The organism is Candidatus Hydrogenedentota bacterium (assembly GCA_013359265.1).
Taxonomy (GTDB): Bacteria; Hydrogenedentota; Hydrogenedentia; order Hydrogenedentales; family SLHB01; genus JABWCD01.
This window is the reverse complement of record JABWCD010000011.1, coordinates 1-25272: the sequence shown is the minus strand read 5'-3', so window position 1 is coordinate 25272 and position 25272 is coordinate 1. Positions and strand designations below refer to the sequence as shown.

The following is a 25272-nucleotide window of genomic DNA, read 5'->3' as shown; positions in this document are numbered from 1 at the left end:
ACTTGCTTTCAAGGATTTCTGAAATATTCGTTAGTTTCGTAAGGAGACCGGCTTATGCATCCTTCAAACTCGCCCAACCCGACTCCAAGTCGCCGCAGGCTCATTACTTTTCCACGTCTACTCGCTGTGGTCATGTTTGTCTTCGTTTCCGTGCTGTTCATCCGAGTAAACGCGGAATGGATAGGCGTATACGGGTTCGCCACGTTTGTGGGAATTCCGATCGCTTGCGGCCTACTCGCCGCCTATATCGTTGGAGAGTCGGGCACCTTAATGGAGAATGTAATCCTGTTCGTCATCTCCGCCGTGCTGGGCGTCATGTTACTTGCGACGGTGGGAGCGGCGCTCTTGGTCTCGCTCGCGGAAGGCATGTTATGCATCGCCATGGCCATACCGATTGCGCTCCCGTTTCTGGCGGCGGGACTCGCCGTGGGCTGGATCGTCAAGAAGACAGTGACGTGGACCGCGAACAAGTTTTTGACGCTCGCCACCATCCTGTCGATTGCGCCGCTGATGATGGGTGTCGAGCTTGCGATAGAGCCGATAGCACCGGTGTACGAAGTGAAGTCGTTCATCGATGTCGCGGCTCCGCCGGAGACGGTGTGGCAGAACGTGGTGACGTTTCCGCCGTTGGACGAGCCGACCGAGTTCATGTTTCGCGCGGGCATCGCGTATCCGATGCACGCGACGATCGACAGAGAAGGCGCCGGGGCGATTCGGCGGTGCATCTTCAATACGGGCGACTTCGTCGAACCGATTGAGATTTGGGAGCCGCCTTGCCTGCTGCGGTTCGCGGTGATCGAAAACGCGTCGCCCATGATCGAGCGCGGGCTCTTTGGTCCCATCGACACGCCGCACCTGCACGGGTACATGGAGTCGAAGCGCGGACAGTTCAGATTGGTCCCGTTGGCGGATGGCGGAACAAGGATTGAAGGCACCACGTGGTACAGCCACGGCTTGTATCCCGCGTGGTATTGGCGGCTGTGGTCTGACCACATCATCCACGGCATTCACATGCGCGTGTTGAACCACATCAAGGAAGTTTCGGAAGCGGCGACCCGTTAGGCGGCATCATCTCGACGTCAGCGAACGCCAGCGGAACGGCGGCCACCACACGCGGGTGGCCGGGCCGATGAGGAGGTCGTGGGCGATGAAGCCGAGGGCGCGGCTGTCGGGAGCGGCGTTTTCGCTGCTGCTGAGGAGGAGGTAGCGGCCCTGGGGAACGGTCGCGGTCTTCTTAAGTCTGATTGGGCCGCTCTTGTCCTGGTTGTCGAAGCGGACGCCGGTGGACTGGCCGTTGACGGCGATGACTCCGTTCTCGACCGTCATCGAATCGCCCGGCAACCCCGCGACCTTGCCGAGCAGCGCCTCGCCGGAGTAGTCGATTCCGTCGCCGCTGGGCACGAAATACGCCACGAGTTCGCCGCGATTGACGTGCCGGCCGGCGGTGATGCGTTTGTCGGAGAATGGCCTGCGCAATCCAAACGCCAGGCGGTTGATCAGGACGCGGTCGCCGCGCAGCAGCACGCCGGCCATGCCCGCGCCGCGCACGCGCAACGACACCGCGCAGAACGGGCGAATGACGAATTCGTAGGCGAGGAGAATGCCGGGAATCCCGAAGAGGAGAATGAGGCCCCACGTCGTATCGGTAAAGCCGCTTAGGTCTTTGCGGTGCTTGATCGGCCACCATACACAAAACGCGCGGCCAAACAGATAGTCTTCCGGAACCCAGCCCCAACACCGGCTGTCGGCGCTATTCTCGCTGTTGTCGCCGAGCACAAGGTAATGCCCTTGGGGTACGACGGAGTATTTCTCGTCCGGAAGACAGGCATACTTCGTTGTCTGCGGATTGGATGTGAAGTTCTCATAGGCTTGGCGCAGGTCGGTCACGTCCTTCTCGCTGCCACCTTGTTCGCGGACTTGACGCACGATCTCCTCAATCGGAAGAGTCAAATAATCGGGGACCCTGCTCGTGTACCTTACCGGAATCGCTTTCATTTCCTCGGGCAAATCGAGAGGCTGGCCGTTGATATGAATGCGCCCGCTGTCATTGTCGATGTGGACGTGTTCGCCGGGAAGGCCAATCACGCGTTTGATTAGAACTTTCGGCAAAAAGAAGTTCATTGCACGCTGAAATGTGGTGTCGTTCGGCGAATCGTCCGCGACCGCGCGGAACACGACGACGTCGAAGCGGCGCGGCTCGCCCCATTTCCACAAACGAGTCGTCGTGAACGGGACACGCGGGCCGAACGCCAGTTTGTTCACGAACACGCGATCGCCGACGAAGAACCGCGGATCGCCGTTCAACGTCGGGAACATGGACTGGGACGGTATGCGGAACGGCTGGATGAGCAGCCACCACACCGTCAATACGAAGAAAATGAGCTTGATCCAGCTCATGCCATTTTCGCGCGTCCACGGGCCGGTGATGACCTGGATGGCGGACGCGATGGGCCTCAACACGCCCGCGGCCGCCGATTCGTCCCCGGTGCGTTTGGCCGCCATTTACTTCTCTCCCTCGTCGCCGACGCGGAGCAGCGCCATGAACGCTTCCTGCGGCACTTCGACCGAGCCGACCTGTTTCATGCGCTTCTTGCCTTCCTTCTGCTTTTCGAGCAGTTTGCGCTTGCGCGTAATATCGCCACCATAGCATTTCGCGGTGACGTTTTTGCGCAGCGCGGAAACGGTCTCGCGCACGAGGATGCGGCTGCCGATCGCCGCCTGGATGGCGACTTCGTATTGTTGGCGCGGAATGAGCTTGCGCAGTTTTGACGCGAGCTGACGGCCCATCCACTCCGCGCGGTCACGGTGTACGATCGAGGAGAGGGCGTCCACCGCTTCGCCGTTGAGCAGGATGTCGAGTTTCACCAAGTCGCCCGGGCGGAACCCGATCAGTTGGTATTCGAGCGAGCCGTAGCCGCGCGTATAGGACTTCAGCTTGTCGTAGAAGTCGAGCACGATCTCCGACAGCGGCATCTGGTAAATCGCGAGGCAGCGCTTCGCGTCGAGGTAATCGACCTTCACGTGGATGCCGCGTTTCTTCTTGCACAGTTCGATCACCGCGCTGAGGTACTCCGTCGGCGTGATAATCTCGGCCTCGATGTAGGGCTCTTCGATCGTCTGAATGTCGTTGGGTATCGGCATCTTCGACGCGTTTTCGATGACGAGCACGGCGCCGTCGTTCTTCGTGACGCGGTACGCCACGTTGGGCACCGTAGTCACCAGCGTCAGGTTGAACTCGCGCTCGAGGCGCTCCTGGATGATTTCCATGTGCAACAGGCCAAGGAACCCAAGGCGGAACCCGAAGCCGAGCGCGTCGGACATGTCGGCCTGGTACTTGAACGAGGCATCGTTAAGCTGCAACTTTTCGAGCGCGCCGCGCAGTTCCTCGAAGTCGTTCGCGACGGCGGGATACATGCCGCAGAACACAACCGACTGCGGTTCCTTGTATCCGGGCAGCGGCTCTTTCGCGGGGTTCAGCGCGTCGGTGACGGTATCGCCGATTTTGGTGCTTTGCAGTGTCTTGATATTGCAGATGAGGTATCCGGTTTCGCCGGCTTCGAGGTTGTCGGACGGCGTGATTTCCGGCGTGAAGAAGCCGAGTTCGACCACTTCGTACTTGATGCCGCTAGACATCATCATCACTTTTGTGCCGGGCGTGATGCGGCCTTCCATCATTCGAATGTAGATTACAACGCCACGGTACGCGTCGTACTTCGCGTCGAAGATCAGCGCGCGCAATGGCGCCTTGCGGTCGCCCTTCGGCGCGGGGACCCGCTTGATGACCGCTTCGAGCGCCTCGATGGCGCCCGTGCCCTCTTTTCCGCTGGCGAGGATTGCCTCGCTCGCGTCCAGCCCGATCACGTCTTCAATCTGGCGCCGGCACGATTCGACGTCCGCGCTCGGCAGATCGATCTTGTTGATCACCGGAATGATTTCGAGGTTCTGGTCGATGGCCTTGTAAGCGTTCGCAAGCGTCTGCGCTTCGACGCCCTGGGCCGCGTCCACGAGCAGCAACGCGCCCTCGCACGCGGCCAGGCTGCGCGACACCTCGTACGAGAAGTCCACATGGCCCGGCGTGTCGATCAGGTTCAGCACGTACGGTTCGCCGCTCGTGGACGTGTAGTTGAGCCGGACCGCGACGGACTTGATCGTGATGCCGCGCTCGCGCTCGATGTCCATCGTATCGAGCGTTTGCTCTTTCATCTTCCGCTCTTCGACCGCTTTGGTGACTTCGAGGAAACGGTCGGCCAGCGTCGATTTGCCATGATCGACGTGCGCAATGATGCAGAAGTTGCGGATTTTTTCTATCGGTGCTGCCATACTAATCTGGGTCTTTTGCGGTGCACGCGATCACGCGCACCGCAAGTTCGTGCTACTCTGCAAATCTCCATTTTCACGACTGTTCGTGCTCGTCATTCGTAATCGATTATCGAGGATCGAGCTACGAGTACGATGACGACTCACGAGCACGAGCACGTTACCTTTCTAATGCGCGTCGACTGCGGGAGAAGCTCCGCTTCATGACGACTCGTAATCGAGAACTCGAATTCCCTTGCATCAGCCGCGATCATTTCTGAAACATCTGCCCGATCACGCGCAGGCTGCGAAATTCCGAATCGACGTGCCGAACAACGTACCGCGCAATCGCGTCGAACGCTTCCGGTCTATCGTCGTACACCGAACAGGCGCCGCCCGCCGCAATCTCGCGCAAAGCGTTTAACGCGCGCGCATCGACGGGCGCCTCGAACGCGGCGGCGCTGCTCAAGTCCGGCTCGAAGCCCGCGGCGGTCAGCAGCCGGAGCGTTTGCCACGCGGCGTGCGTCCGTGCCGCGCCGGACCACGACTCCATATTATGGAGACCGGCCACCAGCGTCGCATATAACTCGTGCGACGGCTCGTTTTCCTGCGCGACTTTGTACGCGAACTCGAGCGGAAACGCGGCGAACACGTTCTTGGCCAGGTCCGATTTCAGGCCCGGAAAACTGTGCTGAACGGCCGCTTCGGCCAGTTTCTGCACGCTGCGCCCGTCCTTCCAGTAATACACGATCTCGAGCCGGTTGAACGTATCGAGCGCGCCGGCCAGAGGGCTTTTCGCGCGTTTCACGCCCGCGGCCATGCACGCGAGCTTACCGCGCGCCGGTGTTAAAAACGTTACGATGCGGCTGGTCTCGCTGAAATCCACGCCGCGCACGACGATCGCCTCGCTGCGTTCCCGGGCCATGGCTTATCCTCGCGGCGCGCGCAACGCACGCCTGACCGCGTTGATTTTACGCGGGGAAACGAGTTCAAACCACGGCGGGTACACAGGCTGAAAGCATACCAATGGGCCCGCGGGCAACGCAAACGGACGCGGCCCGCCGTGGTATAGTGGCGCGGGTTTTCCAACGTGGAGTATCGCGATGAATCGGGGATGTCTCATAGCGCTGGTCGTGTTCGCGGTGTGCATGGTGCTCTTGGTCGTGCTTGTCGTGGTGGTACCGCTGTATGTCTTTGACATTATCGACAGCGCCCCGCGGGTGCCTGTCGCGACGTTTCTGACCGAAGACTCGGTCGCCGCCATGGTAATCGACCCCAACCACCAGGAACTCATCAATCTCATCGATCAACAGGGGCAGCGGTGGAGCTGGTTTTTGCCGCACGAGCTGGGCGCCGTCGTGGACCTCGATGCCGCACGGAAAAAGCGCACAGTTACGTTTGCGGGCAGTCCGAAACATCTGGGCCCAGCCTTCATGCTCATGTTCGGCAATAAAGACGCACTGCCGCTTCAGGAACTCGAGCGGGAGGGCGGCATGAGGGGAATCGACACATTGCTTACGCCGGCGTTCACACGCGAGAAGGGCGCGATTATTCTGCGCGGGGAAGGCGCCGTCGAACCGGAGACGGAATCGATTGCGGCGGAACATTGGCCGGAGGCGGCGCCGCGGGTGCCGCCGAAGCTGACCGGCGGCCACGTGCTCGAGGTAGTGATTCGCAACGACGGCGGTGAAGCAATCCTCGCGCTTGAACCCTTTATCCGGGTCGAACCCGGAACGGCGGCAGAGAGTTCGACCGCCGCGGCCAACGCCGATGCTCAACCGGCAGCCGAAGCTGCCCCGGAAGCCGCTTCCGAGGGCGAAACAACCCAGGGCGAAGGTGAAGCGGAATCGACGGAACAGGCCGGGAACAATGACGCGTCCGCGTTGGGGCTGCTCCTGTACGCATCGGAGATAACCGCGCACGGAGATTTCACCGAGGGAGGCGATTTCAAAATCACGATCGTTGCGCGCGTGAAGGATGAGGCAAGTATCGAAGCCGCGACGGCGATCGTCGATGGCCTGCGCGATATCGCGAAATCGGAGAGCGAGAAGGACGAGATCACGGTGACCGGCGCCACGACGGCCGCGGACGGGGTTGTCACCGGGGAAATCGTCTACAGCGGGTACGAAGAGCAGTTCACAAAGTGGCTTGACCAGAAGCAACAATCGCGCTATTAGCAGCCGCTCGATGCCACACCCCGAGACCGACACCACGCCACAAATCCACGCCTCCGGTTTGATTGCCAAGCTGGGCCTGTTCACCGCGTGCATGATCATCATGGGAAACATGATCGGCTCGGGCGTATTCAAGAAGGCCGCGCCGATGGCCTCCGAAGTGCAATCGCCGGGACTGCTGATTGCGTGTTGGATCATCGCGGGCATCGTGACGTTGTTCGGTGCGTTGAGCAACGCGGAAGTCGCGGGAATCATCGCGGAGCCGGGTGGGTTCTATCAGTTCTTCAAAAAGATGTACGGGCGCGGCTTCGCGTTTTTGTACGGGTGGTCGTCGTTCACGATTATTCAGACCGCTTCGATCGCGTCGATTGCATATGTGTTCGGCGAATCCGCGAATTCGCTGTTCGCGTTTCCGCGCCTGCCGGAAACGTACGAGCAGTGGTCCGTGTTCGGACTGTTCCAACCGCTCGATAACATGGGCGTGAAGGCGTTCACCATTGTCACGATCGTCGCACTGACCGCGGCGAACTACATGGGAGTTGTGTTCGGCGGCATCATCGCCAATATTTCGACGTGCCTGAAACTTGCAGGGATCGCCTTGGTCGTTCTCCTCGGGTTCACGATGGGCAACGGAGGCGCGGCCAACCTCTCGCCGCTCGGGCCGAGCGACGCGGCGCAGTACAAGACCTCGCTCGGCCTGTTCGGCGCGATGTTCGCCGCGTTTCTCGGCGCGTTCTGGGCGTACGACGGATGGAACAACATCACGTCGCTGGGCGCAGAGGTGCGCGACGCGAAGCGCAACATCCCGCTCGCGTTGACGATTGCCACCGCGAGCGTGATGCTTGTGTATTGCCTGGTGAACGCCGCATATATCTGGGCTATTCCGGTCGACACGATGGCTGCGCTCGCGCAACAGCAAAACAGCATTGTCGCCGTCGAGGCTATGCGTTCGTTCATGGGCGATCGTGGGGCGACGTTTATCGCCGTGCTGATCCTGTTGTCGACCTTCGGCGCAACGAATTGCCAGCTCATGCCGCACTCGCGCGTGTACTTCGCGATGGCGCGCGACGGCCTGTTCTTTCGCACCGCTTCGAAGTGCCATCCGGCCCATCGCACACCGTCCAACTCGCTCATCATCCAAGGCGTGTGGGCGTCGCTGCTCGTGATCAGCGGCACCTTCGATCAACTCACCGACATGGTGATCTTCGCATCGTTCATCTTTTACGGCGCGACTGCGCTCGGCGTGTTCGTGCTGCGCCGCACGATGGCCGATGCCCCGCGGCCGTACAAAGTTCCGTTGTATCCGTTCGTGCCCGCGTTTTTCGTATTGTTCTGCGTCGCGCTCGTTGTCGTGACGATCATCCAAGCGCCGAGAAACGCGGGCATTGGCCTGGTGTTAATGCTATCGGCCGCGCCGTTTTATTGGATGTGGAAGAACCGCGCGGATTGACGGACTGAACACGTCGTGTTAGCCTGAAGCTGGAGGCTTTGTGGCGCAAATGAATTATCCTATCGAACGTCCGCCCGATAACTTGGGCGGGATTCCCGTATTCGCGGGAACGCGGGCGCCAGTCAAGAACCTCATTGACTACTTGGAGGGCGGAGACGGCCTAGATGAGTTCCTGGACGATTTCCCAACAGTGAGTGCGGAGCAGGCGCGAATGATAATGGAGTATGCACGATGACAACACTTTCGACAGACAAATTGCCACAGGATGTGCAAGAGGCCATTTCACTCGTGACTGAGGAACATGAACGGGTCATGATCACCGAAGGCGGGCATGAGATCGCGGCGATCGTCTCGGTCGAGGACCTTGAGTTAATCAGAAAGCTCGAAGACGAAGCCGATATCCGTGCAGTTCAAGAGGCTAGAGCAGAGGGTCTAGATCCTGTGCCTTACGAGGAATTCCGCAAAGAACTTGGACTGTAGTGTTGACGTATACAGTCCAAACCTCCAAAAGCGCGAGGCGTGACATGCGCAAATTGCCTCGTGATGTCGCGGCTAGACTCGATCCACATATACTGGCGCTTGCCAAGAACCCTCGTCCAGCAGGCAGCCAAAAGTTAACGGATATCGATGCGTACCGCATCCGGGTTGGGGACTATCGAATTATCTACGAAATCCATGACAACATTCTGACGGTACTTGTTGTTCAGGTAGGACATCGCCGGGAAGCTTACCGGCGTATATAAGTCTTCCCAATAACAGAGGGTTCGCTATGTTGTATCCGGCTCAGGAAGCTACACGCCGCACGTTTCTAAAAGTTGCCTCCTTGGGCGCAGCAACAACGATTGCCCCCTCCTCCGCGTTCGGCGCGAACGAGCGCATCAACTTCGGCGTCATCGGCTGCGGCGGCATGGGCACAGGGCACGTGGGCAGCCTGGTGAAGAAAAGCGAGCCGGACAACATCAAGGTTGCCGCCGTGTGCGACGTGTATACGCGGCGCATCAATCGCGCGAAGGACATCTGCCAGGGCGAGGGCTACAGCGATTACCGGAAGCTGCTCGAGCGAAACGACGTCGATGCCGTGCTCATCGCCACGCCCGATCATTGGCACGCAAAGATTGCGATGGACGCCATCGCCGCGGGCAAGCACGTGTACTGCGAAAAACCGATGACGCACACCGTCGAACAGGCCATCGAACTGCGCAACGTCGTGCGGAATTCCGATCGCGTGTTTCAGGTCGGCCCGCAGGGAACCGGCAACGACTCGTTCTGGAAGGGCGGCGACGCGATCCGCGCGGGGCGCATCGGCAAGGTGACGTGGGCGCACGGCAGCTACAATCGCAACGCGCGCATCTGCCTGTTCAATGAACACCAGAAGATTGACCCGACGGCGGGCCCCGACAAGTCCGGCGACGATTACATTGATTGGGACATGTGGCTCGGCTGGAAGTGGGGTCTCGCGCCGCGCATCCCGTGGACGCCCGAGCATTTCTTCCGCTTCCGCAAGTATTGGCCGTACAACGGCGGCGTCGCCACCGACCTGCTGTATCACAAACTCGCGCCGTTCCTGCTCGCCATCGCCGGTCCCAACGGCGAATACCCGAAACGCGTGAGCGCTACGGGCGGCCTGTATATCGAGAAAGACGGGCGCGACATTCCCGACACCTTCCTGATGACGGCCGACTATCCGAGCGAATGGTCCATGTTCCTCGTCAGTACGCTCACAAACGACGCAGGCATTTCCGATCGTGTCTACGGCAAGTTCGGCACAATGGAACTCGGCGGCGAACCGTTCCTCCAGGGCAACGGCGATTTCAAAGAAGAGTTCCGCGCGGCGAACGAAGGCAAGGACGAAGCGCGCATTCCCCTCGAAGAGCGCCGCGACATGGAAGGCAATTTCATCGACGCCATCCGCGGCCTCGGCCCGACCTTCTGCAACGCCGAACTCGGCGCGGCGACCATGGTCGCCATCAAAATGGCCGTGGAATCCTACCGACAAAGCAAGACCATGCTCTGGAACGCCGAGGAGGAGCGGGTTTACAGCGCGTAGACCCGCCCGGTCACGAACTGCACAGTTGGACTACGCTGTCATACATTATCCTCGCCGACTTCATCGGCGGCATATTCCACAGTTCCTGATCGAACATTTCTATCGAAAAATATCCTCTGTATCCGTGTTGCTCGATGCGTCCAAATAGCTCGCGCAATGGCAGGCACCCCTTTCCCGGTAATGCGCGATCGGCGTTGCAGTCAGACAACTCACCGGGCTTGTTGCGCATGTCGTTTACGTGTACGTATCTGATGAACGGAACACTTGCGCCGTCGATGTGCTCCATCTTCGTCGGTGTGCAGTGGTAGTGGGCGGGGTCGAAGAGCACGCCCACGTTTTTGCGGCGCGACAAGCGCGCGATTTCACAGGCGGTGCGTAGCGATTTCACGTACGGCGACCAGTTGAATTCGATGCACAGCGTAACGCCCGTCCGCTCGATAGACCGCGCGACATCGTTGAACGCCTGTGCCATTGCCTTGATGGGATCGCCCGCTTTACGTTGTGCCGGGTTCGGGCCGTCGGTGCCGACGACGAGAATCGAGCCGCCCAGTTCCTTCAACAGTTCCGCGTTCTGCCGCACCGTCGCGTGGTTCTTGCGCCGCACGTCATCGGGTGCAAAGCATTTGACGATGGTCTCGAATCCTCCGATGCACTTCAGTCCGCGCGCGTCGAGCATCGCGCGGACGTCTTTGGGCGAATGGCCCTTCTTGATGTAATCCCATACGTGCTTGAGATAGAACTCGACGTTCTTGAATCCCGCCGCCGCGTAGGCATCGAGGTTTGCTTCAAGTCCATGCGGCAGGTTTGACACGCTGTTAATCGCCAACTGCTCAATTTTCATTGTCCCCCCAACTTCTGAATGTAGTCTTCCGCGATGCGGAGGTCTTCGATAGCCTCCGTGGCCTCGCACAGCCGCGTTTGCGCTCCACGAATGTACTGCACGAAGAATTCCGCCTGTTGTCGCATAGCATGGACCCACGGCAACTGCGGCGTGATCGACACAGGCGTGCTGCCGCCGGGATCGCGAAAGACCGTCACTGCGCCGGGCCGGTTGCGCGCGAGCGGCGCGGGCAACCGCAGCGTAATCGTGCCGCGCTCGAAAGCAACCAACGCCTCTTCATGCCAATCCACGGTGGTTCGGTACGGGGTCATCTCCAGAGTAACTGTCACGCCGGACGCGCTGTGTCCGACCATGAGAATTCCGGCTGGGTCGGCGTAATCAACGCTGAAGGTTTCGCCGAGCAGATGCCGAATGAGATTGATCTGGTGGATGTAGTAGTTGATGAACAGGTCGAACCGTTCCTGCGTCGCTTCATCCATATGCGCGGGCGGCGGATCGACGGGCATATCTGCGGCGGTTTGGCCGCTGGCAAGCATGTGGCTAAACCCGCCCGCAATCCAATCGCCCTCCGGCATCAACACGCGAACGTATCGAAGCGGCCCGAGTTCCCCACTCGCTTTCAACGACGAAATCTGGTCTATCGCATACAGTGTTGCGGGATCGCTGCGCTTGTGATATCCGACAACGTGCTTGGCACGGGAACGGCGCAATGATTCGAGCAGCTTTTCGCCGACGGCAACGGACCTGGCGAGAGGCTTCTCGGTAAAGACGGGGACGCCATAGTCGTACAATTCCGGCACCACCTGGCCGTGACATTCGAACGGCAAGGTTACAACGATACCATCGAGCGCCGCCGCCGCGAGCATCTCGCGTCCCGTTCGAAACACGTGAGGTACGCCGTATCGTGTTGCGACCTTCTGGGCCAAATCGCCCCGAATATCCGCAATTGCCGCGATCTCGCACCCCGGAATTGTCGCGTAGTTGTCGAGGTGGGCGCACTGTCCCATCGCGCCGACGCCCACAAATCCCAGTCGAATCGGTTTCATCGTTGGTATCGCGTCCCGCGCGTCATTCAATCACGTGAATCGCCGGAAGTTCGCGGTGGCGCTCGTCGTGATCGAGGCCGTAGCCGACGACGAAATGATCGTCTATCGCGAAACCGACATAGTCGGCCTGGATCGGCGTCGTGCGGTGCGACGGCTTATCGAGCAGCACGCAAAGGGCGACGCTTGCTGCGCCGCCTCGGCGGGCGACATCGAGTACGGCGGCCGTCGTGCGGCCGGTATCGAGGATGTCCTCGACAACGAGCACGTGCTTGCCGTCGAGCGGTTGTTCCGGCAGCACTTTCAATTCGACGTATCCCGTCGAATGGTCGCCGTTGTAACTCTTCGCGCGGATGTATTCGAGCGAAAGCGGCACGTGAATCGCTCGTAACAGGTCGGCGGCGAACAGCAAGCCGCCTTTGAGCACAACGATCACCATTAATTCCTTGCCCGCGTAATCGGCGGTGATGCGATTGCCCAATTCGCGCACGCGCGCTTGGATCGCGTCCGCGGAAATCAATGGCTCGTTACTCAATCGCATCTTCGACCTCGATTAGCAGAAAGCGCGACGTCGCGTCGGTAACCGCGACATTCGCGTCGATGGTATGCCCCACGACCCACGCGATCCGCTCCCCGGCGCAGACCAGCGGGACGGCGTCCCGCAACGGTTGGTCTACTTTGCAGTCCACGAAGTAATCCTGCAACTTTTTCGGGTGTTCCATGCCGAAAGGGACAAACCGGTCGCCGTCGCGGCGCGCGCGTACGGTCACGCGTTCGCCAACCCGTTCGGCGTCGAACACTTGGCGCGCCGCGTTGCAGAGTTCCTTCACGGGGACCGCGGGTGGCAATTCGAGCAGGCGGCAATGGAATACCTTTCCCAACGCAAGCGTCGATCCGGGTACTTCGAGCTCCGTCTCGCTGCCATCCGGACCCGGTTGCCGTCGAAGAATATAGGTCGTGCCGCGTTCGTTCCGCAGCAGGATGCCGCCGCCAAAATCGAAGCAGCGATGTTGGGGTCCTTCGAGAATGAACCGGCGCGCGCGCTCGATGCGATCGAATTCGACCTCGATCCCGTTGCGTTCCGCGCAATCCGCGAGCAGTTCGCGCTGGCACGCGACGGGTCCGCGCGCGAACTCGACGAGATCGATCGCGTCATTGTGAAAGCATGCGAGCGTCAGTTCGCCCGTCCGTTGGCGAATGACCTCGCTCGCGTCATGCTGCATTTCCGCGAGCCGGCACAGCGCGTCGCGCAGTCGAGGGTTGTAAGCTTCGGCGAGCCGCGGCAGCAGTTCGTTGCGCACGCGGTTCCGCGTGTAGTCCGTGCCGTTATTTGTTTCATCGATGCGAAACGCGATGTGCCGTTCCGTAAGATACCCGGTAATTTCATCGCGCGAACAGTCAATGAGCGGACGCACGACCCGGCGGCCGTCGCCATTGTCGCGCACGGGCGGAATCGCACCGAGCCCGCCGGGCCACGTGCCGCGCAACAATCGCATCATTACAGTCTCGGCGCGATCGTCGGCGTGATGCCCCGTGGCGGTCGCCGTGCAGCCAATCGCGTCCGCGACGCGCCGGAAAAACGAGTACCGCGCCGCCCGCGCGTACGCCTCAAACGAGGCTCCGGCGTCCTTCGCCTCCTTTTCGATGTGGCGGCTTTCGAGATGAAATGGGACCCCGAACGAGATGGCAACGTCCCGGGCGAATTCCGCGTCCTCCGCGCTGCGCCGCCCCCGGGTTTGGTGGTCGAAATGGGCGACGTGGACGCGGTAGCCTAGTTCCACAAGGACGTGCAGCAGACACATGGAATCCGGCCCGCCCGACACGGCTGCGAGCACAGTCTCGCCGGGCGCAAGCATGTGGTGTTTCGCGATGGTCGCCCGGACCCGATCGAGCACCTGCTGTGCGGCGTCGCCCACGGCGCGGCCTCCAGGAAGGAAGATGGAAATGGTGCCGGTGCACGGACTCGAACCGCGGACACGTGGATTATGATTCCACTGCTCTAACCAACTGAGCTACACCGGCACAGCGATAAATCTTAACAAATGGCGGAGGGGGGAGTCTACTTCGGAGTCGGGCGACGCGATTGGCGCGCCGGCTTGGGGCGGAAAATTTTGGATTTTGGATTTTGAATTCTGGATCATTGCCGCTCCACCCGGGAGCTTCCTCGTGATTGCAGGATTGCAGACAGCCGATTTCGTGGTACTCATGGTCTACCTCATAGGCACGACGGCTCTCGGCATTTGGGCGGGGCGCGGCGCGAAGAGCATCGCCGAATTCTTCATGCCGCGCCGGTTCGGCATTACGATGATGATCATGAGCGCGTTCGGCGCGGGCACTGCGTCGGACCAGGCGGTGACAGTCGCGTCCGGCACATTTCGCAACGGCATTTCCGGCATCTGGTACCAGTGGTCGTGGCTCGTGGCGACGCCGTTCTACTGGCTCATTGCGCCAATCTTCCGCAGGCTCCGGGCGGTGACCACCGCCGACGTCTACGAACTCCGGTTCGATCGAAGTGTCGCCATACTGTTTTCGATCGTCGGCATCGTGAACATGACCATTAAGATCGGGCTCATGCTAAAGGGCACCGGCGCATTGGTCGAATCCGGCACGGGCACCCAAGTGAACGAAGACCTCGCAATCGCCGTCACCGCCGGACTGTTCGTGCTGTACGGCGTTGCGGGCGGGCTTGCGGCGGCGATCGTCACGGATTTTGTCCAGGGTATCTTGACCGTTGTCTTCTCCGTGATTCTTCTGCCTTTCGTGTTGACGGCAGTCGGTGGCATTGATGGCATTAAAGAAACCATCACCGATCCCAAGATGCTCTCGCTTGTGGCGCCCGGAGAGATTAGTCTGTTCTTCATTATCATGTTCGGCACGCAAGCGCTGGTCGGCATTGTCGCGCAACCGTACATCATGGGCGTCTGCGCGGCGGGAAAGACCGAATTCGAAGGCCGCGTCGGGTTCATGTGCGGCAATTTTATCAAGCGATTCTGCACGATCGCGTGGTCGCTCACGGCAATCGCCGCCGTTGCGTGGTACATTCAGCAGGGCCGCGACCTCAGCACGATCAAGCCCGACAATGTTTATGGCGACATGGCGCAGGCCTTTCTGCCCAACGCGATGCCGGGCCTCCTGGGACTGTTTATGGCATCGATGCTTGCGGGCGTCATGAGTTCCTGCGACTGCTTTATGATTTCCGCCGCGGGCCTGTTTACGCAGAACGTGTACAAGCACATGGTCACTGGGCGGCCCGAATCGCACTACCTGTGGGTCGGCCGTCTCGTCTCGGTCCTCGTGGTTGCGGGCGGGATTGGGTTCGCGCTGTGGGTGCCAACCGTAATCGAGGCGCTCGAGATATGGTTTAAGGTTGCCCCGATGATCGGCATCGCATTTTGGCTGGCGCTGTTCTGGCGGCCGATGAACGTTGCCGGCGCATGGGCCAGCGCGATGGTCGTGCTGGGGATGTGGGCGCTCACGGAATGGCCGCCGTTTATCGAGTGGGTTGCGTCGCTTCCAAATGCCGATGCGTGGCGGCTCGTTTGGGTCAAAAAAGGCGTGAAAGAAATCTACGAGCCTTGGGCGATTGTGTCGTACATGGGGGCGGCGGCGATTACCGGCATCGTTGTGAGTCTGTTCACAAAGCCCGTGGCCCGCGAGAAATTGGATTTGTTCTACGCGCTTACGCGCACACCCATCTATCCCGGCGAAAAAGTGCTCGCGCCGTGCACACTGCCGATCGGCGTCACCCCGCCGGATCGCCCCATGCTCGTTACGGCGTTCGGACTTGAAGTCCCGATGCCGTCGCGCATATCCGTCATCGGTTTTACGGCCGGTTGGGCTCTTACGACTGCGCTCGTTGCCGGTTTCGTGTTGCTTTTCAGATAGTAAGGAAGCGATACCTGCCTGACAGCGAAATCACAGTTGCAGTCTATGCGACCGCGTAATCCGGCGCATCGCGAAGTGTAATCAGGTTGTCGCTCCGTAGCGAAGCGATCGCGAATGCGCGCCCATCACGATCGGAAAACTCGACCTCAACCATGCCGTCTGGGTATATCATCACAACGGTCCCGATTTGGCCACGGCGAAGTATCAGCGGGCGCCCGCTCTCAAAATGCTTCGTTGGAATATCCTCGAGCAACGCGACCGTATCGTGATTATGCATGCCAACATCCATGCCTAAAGTATATAACAAGTTACCAGCCGTGGAAAATCCTCGCGGTAGAGCACAATCCACGCCGTAAGTACGCTTGCGCTGCCACGGTCGGTCTTTAACAAAAACCGCAACACATATACGTCGCCATGGCCGTTGTCCCCTCGATGTTCGACGTCTTCATTGGTCCTGGCGGCGGTCAGGATGGCATCCTGAAGTACCTGACGATTGTCGAGAGTAATTTCAAGAACTGATTCAAAGACCCGCGCTTTGTGCTTGCCATCCCTGTGCATTGGGTTCAACACATAGGATTCGAGCTTGTCGCCAATCTCCGCACGCTCGAAATTCGGAAGCCTCATTGGTCGCCTGCTCCGCCCGCCGGAACACACGCGCTCGATGGCAAGCGCGCTATGGTAGACTGAATTGTGGAACAGTTCGGAATTCCGGAGCAAGCACAATGAATTGGAAAGACGACCCCTGGAAAGGCGTATTCGCCGCGACGTTGTGCGCGTTCAACGCCGATGAATCGATCGACGAAGAGGGCTTGCGCGACTACTTCGCGGAAATAGCCTCAGTAGACGGTATCAAGGGCCTGACGTGCAACGGACACACCGGCGAAATCATGTCGCTGCGGCCGGAAGAGCGCGCGCGGGTGACGCGCATCGCGGCAGAGACCGTGCGCGACGCGTTTCCCGACGTGAAAGTAATCAGCGGCGTATCCGCGGAGGGTAGCCTCGAGGCGATCGATCACGCGCTTGCCGCGAAGGAAGCCGGCGCCGACGCAATCCTCCTCATGCCGCCGCACCACTGGCTGCGCTTCGGGCGAACATCCACCACCGCTATCGGCTTCATGCAGGACGTCGCCGAGGGCGCGAACGTCCCCATCGTGATTCACCAATATCCCGCGTGGACAAAAGCGGGTTATTCGCTCGCCGAAATGCTCGAAATGGTGAAACTGCCGCAGATCGTTACCATCAAGATGGGCACGCGCGACATGGCCCGTTGGCTATACGACTACGAAAAACTGAAAGCCGCCGCGCCGCACGTGTCCATCGTCACATGCCACGACGAATTCCTGTTGCCGACCCTGCTCGAGGGCGCGGATGGCGCGCTCATCGGCTTTGCGGGATTTGCGCCGGAGTTGATGGTCGAGGTCGTGCACGCTGCGCTCGAAGGCGATCTGGCCCGCGCGAAGATCGCGCAGCAAACCGTCGCGCCGCTCGCGCGCATCATTTACAATTTCGGCGAACCGGGCTGCGGCGCGCACCAGCGCATGAAGGTTGCGCGCTGGCTCATGGGCCGGTTCCCGAGCCCGCACTTTCGCCGCCCGGTGCGGCCGCTCGCGCCCGAACAGATCGATCAAATCCGCAAGGACCTTGAAGCGATCGGGTTCGAGTGTCCTCGCGCGGCGGCGTTGGGCGCGCGCAATTAGTCGCGAATGGATACGGCGGCAATAGACGTCTTCTGCCATGTATTGCCACCGGCGTATTGCGAGGCGGTGCGTGGCGCGTGCGCCAAAGTCCCATTTATGTTAGATCGCGCGGCGAGCATTCCGACGATGGTCGATCTCGAAGCGCGCTTCAAGTTGATGGATCGATTTCCCGGCTATCGTCAGATTATCAGTCTTGGCTCGCCGCCCGTCGAGTCGCTGGGCCACGCCGCGCGCGTGGCCCGTCTCGCCAAGATCGCGAACGACACCATGGCGGAATGGGTCGCAAAGCATCCCGATCGGTTCGCGGGCTTTGTCGCCTCGCTGCCGTGGTGCGACGCCGGCGAATCGGCGCAAGAAGCGGAACGCGCGTGCGCGCAACTTGGCGCGTTGGGCGCGCAGATTTTTTCGAGCATCAACTCGCACCCGATCGATTCGCCGGAGACCATCGCACTCGTCGAGCGTATCCATCACATGAAGCGCGCGATCTGGCTGCACCCCGTGCGTCCGATGGCCCGTCCCGACTATCCGGTCGAAAGTGTGTCGATGTTCGACAGTTGGTGGGCCTTCGGTTGGCCGTATGAAACAAGTCTTGCCATGGCGCGGCTCGTTTTTGCGGGCGTGTTTGACAGGCACCCGGACCTCGTCGTCGTCACGCATCACGCCGGCGGAATCGTTCCCATGCTCGAGGGCCGCCTTGCCGCGGGCCTAGACCAACTCGGCTCGCGGACACCTCCCGGACTCGAAGCCGCAACGGCGACGAAACTCCGCGAGCGGCCCGTCGACGCATTTCGCCGATTTCACGCGGACACCGCGTCGTTCGGTTCGAAGTTGACGATTGCTTGCGGCATCGAATTCTTCGGCCCGTCGCGGATGATGTTCGCGAGCGACCTTCCGTTCGGGCCAGAGCAGGGCGGCGCCATTCTGCGGGAAACGCTTGCAGCGGTGAATGACTTGGACATATCGAGCGACACGCGCCGCGCCATTCTTCGCGAAAACGCGGAGCGGGTGTTCCGTCTGAAGAGCGCCCTCGCATGAAAGGCGCGCGCTTCGCCTCCGAGTCGACATGGTGCGCCGACGACCGCACCGGGGCGCGCGTGCGCCAGATTACGTCGCATCCCTCCATTCATCATCATCCGTTCTACTACATTCCCGCGTACGACGATGCGATGGACCGGCTTTATTTCGTGTCCCACCGCGTGGGCGCACCGCAGGTGTTCTTCGAGGACCGCGCCACCGGCGCGCTCGTGCAAATGACCGACCGCGACGACGTAAACGAATGGTCGATTCATCCCTCCGGCGACGGTCGTTACGTCTACTTCACCGCCGGCGCGAGCGCGTGGCGCATCGATTGCGAATCGCTGAAGGAGGAGTGCCTTGCCGACTTTGGCAACGTGCCCATGCGCGAACAGGGCATGGTCGGCGCGGCAATGGGCACGACTACGTTAAGCCGCGACGGCCGCTGGTGGGCGGTGCCAGTGAAGATCGGGAACGTTTCGCAATTCCATATCATTGACACCAGTTCGGGCAAAGACGACGTCATTCTCGAACGCGACACAATCGGTCATCCCGAATTCCATCCGGACAATCCCAACATTATCCGCTATGCAGGCCCCTACAACCGGCGAATCTGGGTGATAAACCGCGACGGCACGAACAATCGCCTGGTCTACAAACGCGATGAAGCAAAAAAAGAATGGATCGTCCATGAGACATGGCGGCCGGGCACGATGGAAATCCTCACGACAAACTGGCCGCACGGCGTGATGGGTATCGACATCGAATCCGGCGTGACTCGATGGGCAACGCGCTTCAATGCGTGGCACCCGATGCTCAATCGCGACGGCACGTTGATGGTCGCCGACACCAAGAATCCGGATATCGGCCTGCAACTGTTCGATCCGAACGACGGTATCGGCAGGCCCCGTACGTTGTGTTTTCCACATTCGTCAAACGCGGGTGACCATTGGAATACCGACCATTGCCCGTACGACGATGGTCCCGTAAAGGTATACGCGCCGCAGCACACGCACCCGCACCCGAATTTTTCGCCGGACTCGAAGCGCGTTGTCTTCACATCCGACCGGACGGGACATAGTCAGGTGTACGAAGTTGAAGTGCATGCGTTGTAATAGACAGTCTGGACGTGGGTTCTTGGTTTTCAAATTTCAAATCTCAGATTTGAGATTCTATGTAGCGCGTCGGGAATACGAGACGATCGGAAGAATTTCTCTTGCCGCCTGATGCGCGTCAAACCGGGGGTAACGGTGTTGAAAACAGCATTCGTCATTTCGGCTGCGCTGAGTGTTCTGGCGGCAGCCGCGTATGCGGACTCCGCACTGCGCGTATGGCCCGTCGATCCGCTCGAAAAAGTGTTTCGCGACGCCAAACCGGGACGCGCACGAAATGCCTCGATGGACGCGGCGCGCGGTGAATACGCGTCGTTTCAGATCGTCGTGCGATCGGACGTGCCGCTACAAGACCTCCGCGCGTCGGTTACGCCGTTCGCGTTCGGCGATCACTCGTTCTCTGCAAAACTCCCGCGTTTTGTCGGATATGTACCAGTCGATCGGCCCACCCAAAAACCCGCAAGCGACCAATTGCGTCCTGTTCCCGCGGACTATCCCGATCCCCTGCTTGAGGTGGGCAGGATTGATGTCGCGGCGGGGCAGGCCCAGCCGGTTTGGATCACCGTCAAAGTTCCGGAGGACACAGCGCCGGGCACTTACCGGGCGACCGCCGGACTCATCGCCGAGATGAACGGCAAGCCGGTGAAGGCCACGCAATCGCTGTCGCTGCGTGTGTACGGCGCGACTATCGCCAATACGCGGCTATGGGTCACCGAGTGGTTCGGAATGAACACAAAACATATGAAAATCCAGCCGGAGAAGAATTCCGACGCCTACTACGAACTCCTGCGCAAGTTCGCGCGCAACATGGCCGAGCACCGGCACAACGTGGCGATCATCTCGCCAATGGGCCATGCGGAATTCGCCGCCGATGCGAACGGCGAATTGACCGTCGATTTCAGCGAGTTCGACAAATGGGTACATGTCTTCACTGAAGAGGGCGTCATCGGTTTGATCGAAGGCGGTCACATCGGCTGGAGGTCTGGCGGATGGACGTCGCCGTTTCACGTCGAAATCTATCGAGCCAAAGATGGGAAAGCCGTTTCGTCCATGGCCGATCCCGCGAGCGCGGAAGCGGACGCCTTCTACAAATGGTATTTCCCAAAGTTGATCGAGCACCTGCGCGAGAAGGGCTGGCTCGATCGCTACGTGCAACATCTCGGCGACGAACCGATCCCCACAAACATCGAATCGTACAAGGCGATGGCCGCGCTGGTGCGCAAGCATGCGCCGGGCCTGCGCATCGTCGAGGCGTGCCACGCGAAGGACCTTGTGGGCTCGATGGATATTTGGGTCCCGCAACTGAACTATCTGCAAACCGATCTCGCGCACTATCAGGAGCGCCAAAAAGCGGGGGAGGAGGTGTGGTTTTACACCTGTGTGTATCCCCAGGGCGAATACGCGAACCGGTTCATCGAATTGCCGTTGGTGAAAACGCGCCTCCTCCACTGGATCAACTTCAAATACGGAATCACCGGATATCTGCACTGGGGCTACAACCAATGGACGAACGACAGCCCGTTCACCCACACGACAAGGCCGCACGGCGGCCCGCCCTATCTTCCCGCGGGCGATCCGTGGATTGTGTATCCCGGCGACGATGGCCCGCTCGATTCGATTCGGTTCGAGGCCATGCGCGACGGAATCGACGATCACGAATTGTTATGTCAACTCGCGGAACATGACGCGGACGCGGCACAACAGATCGCGGAAAAACATATCGTCGATCTTGAAACATGCAAGACCGATCTGCGCGCATTTCGCAAGTCCCGCAGCGAATTGTTGCGCAGGCTCAGTCAAATAGCACAGCCGAAATAGCGCAATCGCTTTCGTAACGAATCTCCATTCGCCCGGTAACATCCCCGGGGCCGATACAGCGGCGGCGTTCCCACGCCGCTACAGGATGGGGAAGATGGAAAAGTTGCGAATACTTGCGGTCCTGCTCGTGTGCCTCGTTGCGTCTCCGTTTGCGCTTGCGAAAATCGAATACATGGACGACGCCATCGCGAAATATCCAAACATAAGTGACACGGTCCTGGACAGTTGCTCCTTGTGCCATACGATCGTGCCCGAACTAAATCTGTACGGCGACGCGTTCAAGGATGCCAACCGCAGTTTCACCGCTATCGAAAACGACGACTCCGACCACGACGGAACAAAAAACATCGATGAGATTAATGCATTGACATTCCCCGGCGACGATTCGAGCTTTCCTGTTCCCCAGGCATCGATCAAGGTTAAGAAGCCCAACGGCGGCGAAACATGGACAATCGGCACGAAGGTGCAGGTGACGTGGAACTCGACCGGCGACGTTGGACCCGATGTGTCCATCGAACTGTGGCAAAACGGACAAAAGGTCAAGACGCTCAAGGGATCGACCCCGAACGATGGAAAGCAGCGGGTTATGCTTAAAGAAACCTTGCCCACGGGCGCCGGCTTCTCGGTGCGAGTGAAGTCGGTTTCCAATCCGTCCATTTCAGACCATTGCGACGCGACTTTTGACATTGTTGCGCCGACACCGTAAGTCCGTCATTCCGGCAAATATTTGCCCGCCACACGCCGATTCTGCCGCCCCGGTGGTTGTCGTTTGGCCCGCAACTCCACAGACTGACCTTGGTAAGGGCTTGTGCTGGCCGCTACTTGCGCCTGCCGCGAACCAGGCAGCGCGCACGCGGGCGCTTGGCATTGCTCGTGCTTGGGCAATTGCGGATCGATCTGCCGGAGATACGAATGCCTCATGTCCGCACATGGTTGCTGGTTGCCCTTGCGCTGTGCTTGGCATCGTCTGCATTGGCAAAGAACCAGTATCTCTTTGCGGCGGGCCTCAACTATCCCGAGATAACGACCACGAGACTCTACGACTGCTCCCTGTGCCACGCCTCCGGCGACAACCGCAACCCATACGGGATGGCGTTCGAAGCAAGCGGCCACAATTTTCAGGCCATCGAAGACGACGATTCGGACAGCGACGGATTCTCCAACATCACCGAAATCGAGGCCATCACATTTCCCGGGAACCCGCTGAGTTTTCCATTCTTCTTCGGTTCGGTAAAGGTGTTAAAACCCAAGGGCGGCGAGACCTGGGTCCACGGGACAAAAGCGACCGTGACGTGGACCTCCACCGGCGACGTGGGAGACGAGGTCTCCATCGAACTGTGGCGTGACGGCGAGAAAGTCGCGACGTTGAAGAACGCGGTGATCAACGACGGCAAGCAAAAAGTGAAAGTCAAACCGTCGCTGCCGGCGGGCTCCGGCTATACGGTCAAGGTCCGATCCAAGCTCGATCTGTCAATTGTCGGCGAATGCGATTCCGAGTTCTCGATCGTCGCGCCCGGGTAGCCCAGGCTACGTTCCGCTCAATTCCTCGGCCTGACGTTCCCACTCCGCGTACATCTCGCCGAGGTCCTTCTTCAAACCCTCGTACTCTTCGCCCAATTGCCTCGTCTTCTCAAAGTCGGACGAATCGACGGACGCAAACTTGCCCTCAATCTGCGCAATCATTTCCTCCATCTCGGCGATATCGCGTTCGAGGCCTTCGAGTTGGTTGCGCCGCTTGCGCTGGACCTTTTGTTCCTCCTTCGATTTGGGCGCCTTCTTGTCGCGCCGAATCTTCAGCACATCCGCCGTAGACTTCGGCGCGGCCTCCATCGCCACGTCCGCCACCTTCCAGCGATAGTGCGTATAGTTGCCGAGGTGGACCGTCGCGCGCCCGCGCTCGATGATAATGAGCTTTTCCACGAGCTTGTCGATAAGCGTCCGGTCGTGCGAAACCATGACAATGCTGCCCGGGAACGACGACAGCGCGTCTTCGAGCGCTTCGCGCGACGCGATATCGAGATGGTTCGTCGGCTCGTCGAGCAGAATAAGGTTCGCCCCCGCGAGAATGAGTTTGGCCAGCGCCACGCGGCTGAGTTCCCCGCCGCTCAGCGATGCGATCGGCTTGAACACGTCTTCGCCGGTGAACAGAAAGCGTCCCATAAACGTGCGCACCTGCTCGGGGCGCATGTCCGGCCGGCTCCGGCTGATCTCGGTGAAGATGTCGCTGCCGGGATTGACCCCTTCATGATGCTGATCGTAGTACCCAAGCGAGACCTTATGCCCCAGCGACACCGACCCGCTCCCGCCGTTCAAACGCCCCGCGATATGGCGCAAGAGCGTCGTCTTTCCCGTGCCGTTTGGGCCTATGATTCCGATGCGCTCGCCCCGTTCCACCGTAAAGCTGAGGTCGTCGTAGAGTTGCAGGTCGCCATAGGCCATCGACAGCGACTTCGCCTCGAGCACCAATGCGCCGCTTCGCACGACCTCGCCGAGATTAAACTTCGCCGTTGCCTGGTCGGATACCGGCGCGTCGATTCGTTCGAGTTTATCGAGCCGCTTGATCCGGCTTTGCACCGCGGCGGCCTTGGTGGCTTTGTAGCGGAAGCGATCGATCCAGGCTTCCTCCTTGGCGATCTGTTCCTGCTGCCGCTCGAATGCCGCCTGCTGTTGTTCCTTTTCGACCGCCTTGTTCTTCGCGAACGTCTCGTAGTTCCCGCTGTGCGACCGCACCCCGCCGCGCTCGACCTCGATGATGCGGTTCGTCACCGCGGTCAGCATGCGCCGGTCGTGCGAAATGATTACGAAGGCGTGTTTACAGTCTTTCAGGAATTGTTCGAGCCACTCGCGCGCTTCGAGATCGAGATGGTTCTCCGGTTCGTCGAGCAGGAGCAGGTCCGCGTCCTGTAACAGGACCAGCGCAAGCATCAGGCGCGTGCGCTGGCCGCCGCTCAGTGCGCCAACGTGCAGGTTGAAGTCGTCCAGCGAAAAGCCAAGCCCGTGCAGCACTTTCTTCGCGTGCACGCGGAACTCGTAACCGCCGCGGCGCTGGAACTCTTCCTGCACGGCGCTGTATTCGCTCAACGCCGATTCGTCGCCCCCGCCCATGCGGTCCTCGAGTTCCGCCAGACGCCTCTCGAGATCGAGGAGGTCGGCAAACGAATGCATGACGACATCGAACAACGTGTCTGTCTTTCTCAAATCCGGCAGTTGCGCGAGGCATGCCACTCGCGCGCGCCGCATGCGCTCGATCGCGCCGGAGTCCGGCTCGAGGTCCCCCAGCATCAACTTGAACAAGGTGCTCTTGCCCGCGCCGTTGCGTCCAATCAGGCCCACCTTGTCCCCCTCTTCGATGCGAAGGTTTACACCCTGCACGATGGGACGTCCGGCAAACCGCTTCTCAACGTTGTCCAGTCGAATGTAACTCATAAGGGCCCTGTACGAAGCGCACAAATCAACAATAGGCGACGAAACGAAACGTAATAGTGTATCAAATTGAGAAGCGGATATCCGGCAGTGCTGACGTTATCGGCAGGGCAATCGCACTTAAATTGCCAATGATTTGGGGTTTTTGAGAATTCTCGTCGAATTTTAGGTGCGCATTTGTCGCATTATGGACACTATCTCCAGAAATAAAGGCCTTTTTGCGGGGAACTTTAATGCGATTGCCCTGGCGTTATCGGCGCTCCAACGATGACGGCTGCACAATTCGTGGCGGTAGGTTGGACAATGGAGGAGTTATGAGTAAGAACTTCTAACAATAATGACGTCTTTGCGTTTACCCCGAAGGGGTTTCGGCGTGGGCGGCCCCCGTTTTGTAGACCAAGTGAAATGTTAGGGAACCGGGGTTGGTTGATTGCATGTTAGCCGATTCCTGGTGCGTGTGCTACTGTAGGTT

The 25272-nt window shown here is 59.8% G+C and carries 24 protein-coding genes and 1 tRNA gene; 14 read left to right on the top strand and 11 right to left on the bottom strand.

Annotated elements, in window-relative coordinates:
• The first annotated feature begins 54 nt into the window (after nucleotides 1-54).
• Nucleotides 55-1062, top strand: coding sequence for a hypothetical protein (locus HUU46_11460; GenBank protein ID NUM54252.1), 1008 nt, complete (start codon nucleotides 55-57; stop codon nucleotides 1060-1062).
• A gap of 6 nt (nucleotides 1063-1068) precedes the next feature.
• Here HUU46_11460 and lepB read toward each other — a convergent pair whose 3' ends face one another.
• The 3 genes from lepB to recO form a co-directional block, all read right to left on the bottom strand.
• Nucleotides 1069-2502, bottom strand: a complete 1434-nt coding sequence (gene lepB, locus HUU46_11455) for a signal peptidase I (protein ID NUM54251.1) — start codon at nucleotides 2500-2502, stop codon at nucleotides 1069-1071.
• Nucleotides 2503-4320 carry an elongation factor 4 gene (gene lepA / locus HUU46_11450; protein NUM54250.1) on the bottom strand — a complete coding sequence of 606 codons (1818 nt, stop codon included), beginning with the start codon at nucleotides 4318-4320 and terminating at the stop codon, nucleotides 2503-2505.
• Between the two features lie 247 nt (nucleotides 4321-4567).
• Entirely contained in the window at nucleotides 4568-5221 is a 654-nt protein-coding gene (gene recO, locus HUU46_11445; protein NUM54249.1) for a DNA repair protein RecO, read from the bottom strand.
• Nucleotides 5222-5399: 178 nt separating this feature from the next.
• Here recO and HUU46_11440 point away from each other — a divergent pair, with 178 nt between their 5' ends.
• The 6 genes from HUU46_11440 to HUU46_11415 are packed head-to-tail and all read left to right on the top strand — an operon-like array spanning nucleotide 5400 to nucleotide 9967.
• Nucleotides 5400-6473, top strand: a complete 1074-nt coding sequence (locus HUU46_11440) for a hypothetical protein (protein NUM54248.1) — start codon at nucleotides 5400-5402, stop codon at nucleotides 6471-6473.
• Nucleotides 6474-6483: 10 nt separating this feature from the next.
• Complete coding sequence (locus tag HUU46_11435; GenBank protein NUM54247.1) at nucleotides 6484-7920, top strand: amino acid permease; 1437 nt, start codon at nucleotides 6484-6486, stop codon at nucleotides 7918-7920.
• Nucleotides 7921-7969: 49 nt separating this feature from the next.
• Entirely contained in the window at nucleotides 7970-8155 is a 186-nt protein-coding gene (locus HUU46_11430; GenBank protein NUM54246.1) for a DUF433 domain-containing protein, read from the top strand.
• On the top strand, nucleotides 8152-8400 hold the full coding sequence (locus HUU46_11425) for a type II toxin-antitoxin system Phd/YefM family antitoxin (protein NUM54245.1): 249 nt from the start codon (nucleotides 8152-8154) through the stop codon (nucleotides 8398-8400). The genes HUU46_11430 and HUU46_11425 overlap by 4 nt, the downstream gene beginning before the upstream one ends.
• A gap of 2 nt (nucleotides 8401-8402) precedes the next feature.
• Nucleotides 8403-8663, top strand: coding sequence for a type II toxin-antitoxin system RelE/ParE family toxin (locus HUU46_11420; protein NUM54244.1), 261 nt, complete (start codon nucleotides 8403-8405; stop codon nucleotides 8661-8663).
• Between the two features lie 26 nt (nucleotides 8664-8689).
• On the top strand, nucleotides 8690-9967 hold the full coding sequence (locus tag HUU46_11415; protein ID NUM54243.1) for a Gfo/Idh/MocA family oxidoreductase: 1278 nt from the start codon (nucleotides 8690-8692) through the stop codon (nucleotides 9965-9967).
• Between the two features lie 10 nt (nucleotides 9968-9977).
• Here the strand turns inward: HUU46_11415 and HUU46_11410 are convergent, their stop codons facing one another.
• The 5 genes from HUU46_11410 to HUU46_11390 all read right to left on the bottom strand — a co-directional run bounded on the left by HUU46_11410 (nucleotide 9978) and on the right by HUU46_11390 (nucleotide 13873).
• Complete coding sequence (locus HUU46_11410) at nucleotides 9978-10808, bottom strand: sugar phosphate isomerase/epimerase (protein ID NUM54242.1); 831 nt, start codon at nucleotides 10806-10808, stop codon at nucleotides 9978-9980.
• Nucleotides 10805-11854, bottom strand: a complete 1050-nt coding sequence (locus HUU46_11405; GenBank protein ID NUM54241.1) for a Gfo/Idh/MocA family oxidoreductase — start codon at nucleotides 11852-11854, stop codon at nucleotides 10805-10807. The genes HUU46_11410 and HUU46_11405 overlap by 4 nt, the downstream gene beginning before the upstream one ends.
• Nucleotides 11855-11876: 22 nt before the next feature.
• Complete coding sequence (gene hpt / locus HUU46_11400; protein NUM54240.1) at nucleotides 11877-12392, bottom strand: hypoxanthine phosphoribosyltransferase; 516 nt, start codon at nucleotides 12390-12392, stop codon at nucleotides 11877-11879.
• Entirely contained in the window at nucleotides 12379-13767 is a 1389-nt protein-coding gene (gene tilS / locus HUU46_11395; protein NUM54239.1) for a tRNA lysidine(34) synthetase TilS, read from the bottom strand. The genes hpt and tilS overlap by 14 nt, the downstream gene beginning before the upstream one ends.
• A 29-nt stretch (nucleotides 13768-13796) precedes the next feature.
• A tRNA-Met gene (locus HUU46_11390) sits at nucleotides 13797-13873 on the bottom strand.
• Nucleotides 13874-14056: 183 nt separating this feature from the next.
• Between HUU46_11390 and HUU46_11385 the strand changes: the two genes are divergently transcribed.
• Complete coding sequence (locus HUU46_11385) at nucleotides 14057-15736, top strand: sodium:solute symporter family protein (GenBank protein ID NUM54238.1); 1680 nt, start codon at nucleotides 14057-14059, stop codon at nucleotides 15734-15736.
• 43 nt (nucleotides 15737-15779) lie between these two features.
• Here HUU46_11385 and HUU46_11380 read toward each other — a convergent pair whose 3' ends face one another.
• Nucleotides 15780-16013 (bottom strand): DUF4926 domain-containing protein, encoded by a 234-nt coding sequence (locus HUU46_11380; protein NUM54237.1) that lies wholly within the window; start codon nucleotides 16011-16013, stop codon nucleotides 15780-15782.
• Between the two features lie 14 nt (nucleotides 16014-16027).
• A complete protein-coding gene (locus HUU46_11375; protein NUM54236.1) occupies nucleotides 16028-16360 on the bottom strand; it encodes a hypothetical protein in 333 nt (110 codons plus the stop codon).
• A 98-nt stretch (nucleotides 16361-16458) separates the two neighbouring features.
• On the opposite strand from HUU46_11375, the gene HUU46_11370 reads away from it, so the two are divergent.
• The 6 genes from HUU46_11370 (at nucleotide 16459) to HUU46_11345 (ending at nucleotide 22898) form a co-directional block, all read left to right on the top strand.
• Nucleotides 16459-17433 (top strand): dihydrodipicolinate synthase family protein, encoded by a 975-nt coding sequence (locus HUU46_11370; protein ID NUM54235.1) that lies wholly within the window; start codon nucleotides 16459-16461, stop codon nucleotides 17431-17433.
• Between the two features lie 6 nt (nucleotides 17434-17439).
• Nucleotides 17440-18468 (top strand): amidohydrolase family protein, encoded by a 1029-nt coding sequence (locus HUU46_11365; protein NUM54234.1) that lies wholly within the window; start codon nucleotides 17440-17442, stop codon nucleotides 18466-18468.
• Complete coding sequence (locus HUU46_11360; protein NUM54233.1) at nucleotides 18465-19562, top strand: PD40 domain-containing protein; 1098 nt, start codon at nucleotides 18465-18467, stop codon at nucleotides 19560-19562. The genes HUU46_11365 and HUU46_11360 overlap by 4 nt, the downstream gene beginning before the upstream one ends.
• Before the next feature lie 138 nt (nucleotides 19563-19700).
• Nucleotides 19701-21377 carry a DUF4091 domain-containing protein gene (locus tag HUU46_11355; protein NUM54232.1) on the top strand — a complete coding sequence of 559 codons (1677 nt, stop codon included), beginning with the start codon at nucleotides 19701-19703 and terminating at the stop codon, nucleotides 21375-21377.
• Between the two features lie 94 nt (nucleotides 21378-21471).
• Nucleotides 21472-22083 (top strand): hypothetical protein, encoded by a 612-nt coding sequence (locus tag HUU46_11350; protein NUM54231.1) that lies wholly within the window; start codon nucleotides 21472-21474, stop codon nucleotides 22081-22083.
• 206 nt (nucleotides 22084-22289) lie between these two features.
• Nucleotides 22290-22898, top strand: coding sequence for a hypothetical protein (locus HUU46_11345; protein ID NUM54230.1), 609 nt, complete (start codon nucleotides 22290-22292; stop codon nucleotides 22896-22898).
• 6 nt (nucleotides 22899-22904) lie between these two features.
• On the opposite strand, the gene HUU46_11340 is transcribed toward HUU46_11345, so the two are convergent.
• Complete coding sequence (locus tag HUU46_11340) at nucleotides 22905-24803, bottom strand: ABC-F family ATP-binding cassette domain-containing protein (GenBank protein NUM54229.1); 1899 nt, start codon at nucleotides 24801-24803, stop codon at nucleotides 22905-22907.
• Nucleotides 24804-25272 lie beyond the last annotated feature (469 nt).